This is a genomic window from Salinivibrio sp. VYel1 (assembly GCF_009377945.1).
GTDB lineage: Bacteria > Pseudomonadota > Gammaproteobacteria > Enterobacterales > Vibrionaceae > Salinivibrio > Salinivibrio siamensis.
In genome coordinates this window covers 1-3,168 of record NZ_RSAM01000026.1, presented here as the reverse complement: position 1 = coordinate 3,168, position 3,168 = coordinate 1, and the positions used below count along the sequence as shown (strand labels likewise).

The window sequence follows — 3,168 nt, the reverse complement described above, 5'->3', positions numbered from 1 at the left end:
TAAAGCAAGAGAAGAGTTTCAAAGCCGGCATTCAACGCAAGCGAATGATGTGCGCGATGGACCAAGAGTACCTCGCGACCGTGCTGGGAAGCCTTTCATGACGGAGATGTTCATGCGTTTTCCGTGGACGAGACAAGAACTAAGGCTCTAGAAGAAATGTATGATGTATTCAGCAATCTAATGGGGATTGGTGAGGTAAAAGTAAAAGATGAATATTCCACCGTAGTTGAAGTTAAAAATAGAGTCAGAGAAATACTTCAGGTGAATGAGTTAGTATTGATTAGAGAATATTTAATCAATAGAGCGTCCGAAGCCACAGCTAACAAGGCAAAGCAGCGGACTGCTGCGCAGCCACGCTGATTACGGCATTAGCTGCAAAAACATAGTATGGAGTAACATGCGAAAACAAAATTTAAATATTGCTGTTTATATTGACATGGAAAATGTCGCCTCATCTGAGTTTGTTCTAGAAGATGTGATGAATTCATTCTTAAGCACAGACGAAGATTACAACTGTATCTTTGCAATAAAAGCAGCATATGGGAATCAGAACGCAGCAAAGAAAACGCTCAAAAATCAGATTGTTGAGCACAACTTCAATATAATCGACACGCCAAAGATCGGAAGCGAGAAAAATCGTGCAGATTTACTGCTGAGTTTAGATGCTTTTGAAACTCTTTATCAGAACAACCCAAGAATAGATCGCTATTGCTTTATGACCAGCGATTCTGACTTTACCGTTGTCGCAGATAAACTAAGAAAGTTTGGGAAAGAAGTATGGTTGGTCTGCAAAAAATCAGACAAAGATCGTGCAATTCTCACGAAATCCTTTGACAATCTTCTTTTCCTAGAAGACTTCTGTCCTGAAACAACACCAAAAATCACTAGCAAAATAGAAAGGCTTTTCGTTCAGGCCGTGCGCAATATGAATCAGAGTAAACTTCCAAACAATGTTTCTGTTGCGAATGACAAAATGAAAGCCATCGATCCAAGCTTTCGTGTAACTAACACTGAGTATAAAACCTTCATGAAGCTCATCAAAGACATGGAGAAAAAGGGATATATTAAATCGGAAACTCTCGATACAGGTGAAAATCGTATAGTCGAGATTTGTGTATAATTTGCAGCTAACAATCGGGCCCAGGTGACGCCTACGGCGAACCTGACCCAAGCGTTATGTTTCAGGAAGCTTAGGTTAGCGGTTAGTGGCGGAGGTTCGAATCCACCCATGCTTGTTTTGTTCTCAGTTGTCTGTCTTATGTTGGTGGTTTTGTCGTACGTAAAAAATCGCATGCTAACAACATTGGACTCAGGCCATGGTCCTGAGAAGGAGGATAACAATATGAGAAAAGCAACAACATTCGCAAAATGTGCTGTCACTTCAGTAATTGACGTAAGTCAGGCGCTGGGAACAAGTCTCGTGGCCTTTGGTGGGCCGCTAACCTAAGCCTCTTTGGGAGAATTTAAAGTATGGCCGTAATCACTAAAAAAGATGAAAAAATAGGTGCTACAGTCGAACAGTTGGAAGGAAGCCGTTCCCCTGATGACCTCGTCGCTAAGTTTAAGGAGCTCTACCCAAAGGACTGGGCAAAAATTGAAAGAAACTATCGTGACCACGAACGGAAAACAAAGCCAGGTAAGTCACATCCAATGCCAGAGCCAGATCAGTATCTAAAAAATGCGCTGTCGGTCTGGCTCAAGAGTCACGAATGATACATAACCAGGCCAGGCACGGCGACGCCTTTTTCGTTGCGGCTTCGCCTCCACTACAAAGGCGCGCATGCTGGTAGCGTTACGTATAACCAGAGGGCAAAGCATGGAAGGACAGTTTGAGATTGGTAATGACCCCTTATTCGCAGAGTCTTTAACGAAGACAAATATGGCAAGTTACTATCAAGCTCGTGAGATAGTCTGGGACCACAATCAGTTTCTGGACAGTTGGGAAGATCTAGATAACTACGCGGTTCTACTGGATCGTACTCGTGTTGGTGTAGTGCGTTTTAGCTATAGTGCTAATACGACCTTCCTGAGGGATCTTCAACTTTTACCGAAGTTTCAGGTAAAGGTATTGGGTCTAAATGTCTTGATTTAGTTGTTAGGCATGCATTTAATCGTCAATCTACTCTGTTAGTTCTGCGTGTGTTTAGTGAAAACCCAGCAATCAAGCTGTATGAGTCCAAAGGCTTTGTTAGGACATCAGAAGTCAAAGGGTTGGTTGAAATGGAGCTCCCTTTAAGCTCAAACACATAACAAATAAGAATAAATATCGTGCAGCCGACACTTTATTTGGGTGTTAAACAAGCTCGTTGCTTTATTAAACAAGCAGCTGTTTTCCAGTGCTACGCAGCGGCCGCAGCTGAGCTAATCATTATAAATGGAGGAGTAATGATCGAAGAGATAGAGGGTTGGATACATCAGGTGAATTTCTCACATAGAGAAGTGCGTCGGTCTTGCTCTGTCCTTGAAGAACATTTCAATGGTTTCTACTCGCCTGGATTTCTGAAGACAGCATTCTTCGTTGTTACCGACGAACTCCCAAAGCCTGATTTTCCAGGACTTCGGGACGCTGGTTTAGGAGACTTTATCGACATGGACGTGGACGGTATTACCTATAACGATACTTATTACGTCAAGAAAAAAGTTGCACTCGATCTCCTGCTTCACTTCCATGAGTTGGTTCATGTGCTGCAATGGCGTGAGCTCGCGCCTCAAGGTTTCATAGAACGCTACATTCGAGAGATTCAAGATTTTGGTTATGACAATGCTCCGCTAGAAAAGATGGCCTACGCCTTAGGTGGGCACTACCAAAGCAAGGGACGGCATCTTAGTGTTGAGCAGTTTGTCCGAGCTAATTTATAACAGTTCGCGTCACTCTGAGGCACTAAAGTTAAAGTACCTCGGTGTGCTCCGTGTTAGGTTGCAACAAAGAATCGAGAAGTATTAAGGAATATATGGAAGTAGAAATAAGACTAGCCAAGGAAGACGAACTGGAATTCCTCCATTCTTTGGTTGTTTCAAACGATGAATGGACAAAGTTTAATCAGGGCGAGATCGCGAACGTTTTTTGACCAAAAAAGGATCGGTTTGACGATCACCTCTGGCTGTGATCATATAGGCCGATTCTAAAATAGTTCGGGATAGATACCGTGGATATCGATACATTTAAAG

At 42.7% G+C, this 3,168-nt stretch carries 5 protein-coding genes and 1 pseudogene; all 6 read left to right on the top strand.

Annotation, left to right across the window (positions count from 1 at the left end):
- The coding region (locus EHW58_RS15915) for a glycosyl transferase (RefSeq protein ID WP_152795353.1) at positions 1-101 on the top strand (101 nt) is incomplete at its 5' end.
- A 55-nt stretch (positions 102-156) separates the two neighbouring features.
- Positions 157-360: a hypothetical protein gene (locus EHW58_RS15485; protein WP_152797357.1), complete on the top strand. Its 204-nt coding sequence runs from the start codon at positions 157-159 to the stop codon at positions 358-360.
- A gap of 37 nt (positions 361-397) precedes the next feature.
- On the top strand, positions 398-1,120 hold the full coding sequence (locus tag EHW58_RS15480; RefSeq protein ID WP_077651665.1) for an NYN domain-containing protein: 723 nt from the start codon (positions 398-400) through the stop codon (positions 1,118-1,120).
- A gap of 350 nt (positions 1,121-1,470) precedes the next feature.
- Positions 1,471-1,713 carry a hypothetical protein gene (locus EHW58_RS15475; RefSeq protein WP_152797355.1) on the top strand — a complete coding sequence of 81 codons (243 nt, stop codon included), beginning with the start codon at positions 1,471-1,473 and terminating at the stop codon, positions 1,711-1,713.
- Between the two features lie 103 nt (positions 1,714-1,816).
- Positions 1,817-2,250 (top strand): annotated as a pseudogene (locus EHW58_RS15470) (GNAT family N-acetyltransferase).
- Positions 2,251-2,268: 18 nt separating this feature from the next.
- Positions 2,269-2,859, top strand: a complete 591-nt coding sequence (locus tag EHW58_RS15465) for a hypothetical protein (RefSeq protein WP_216644439.1) — start codon at positions 2,269-2,271, stop codon at positions 2,857-2,859.
- Positions 2,860-3,168: the final 309 nt, after the last annotated feature.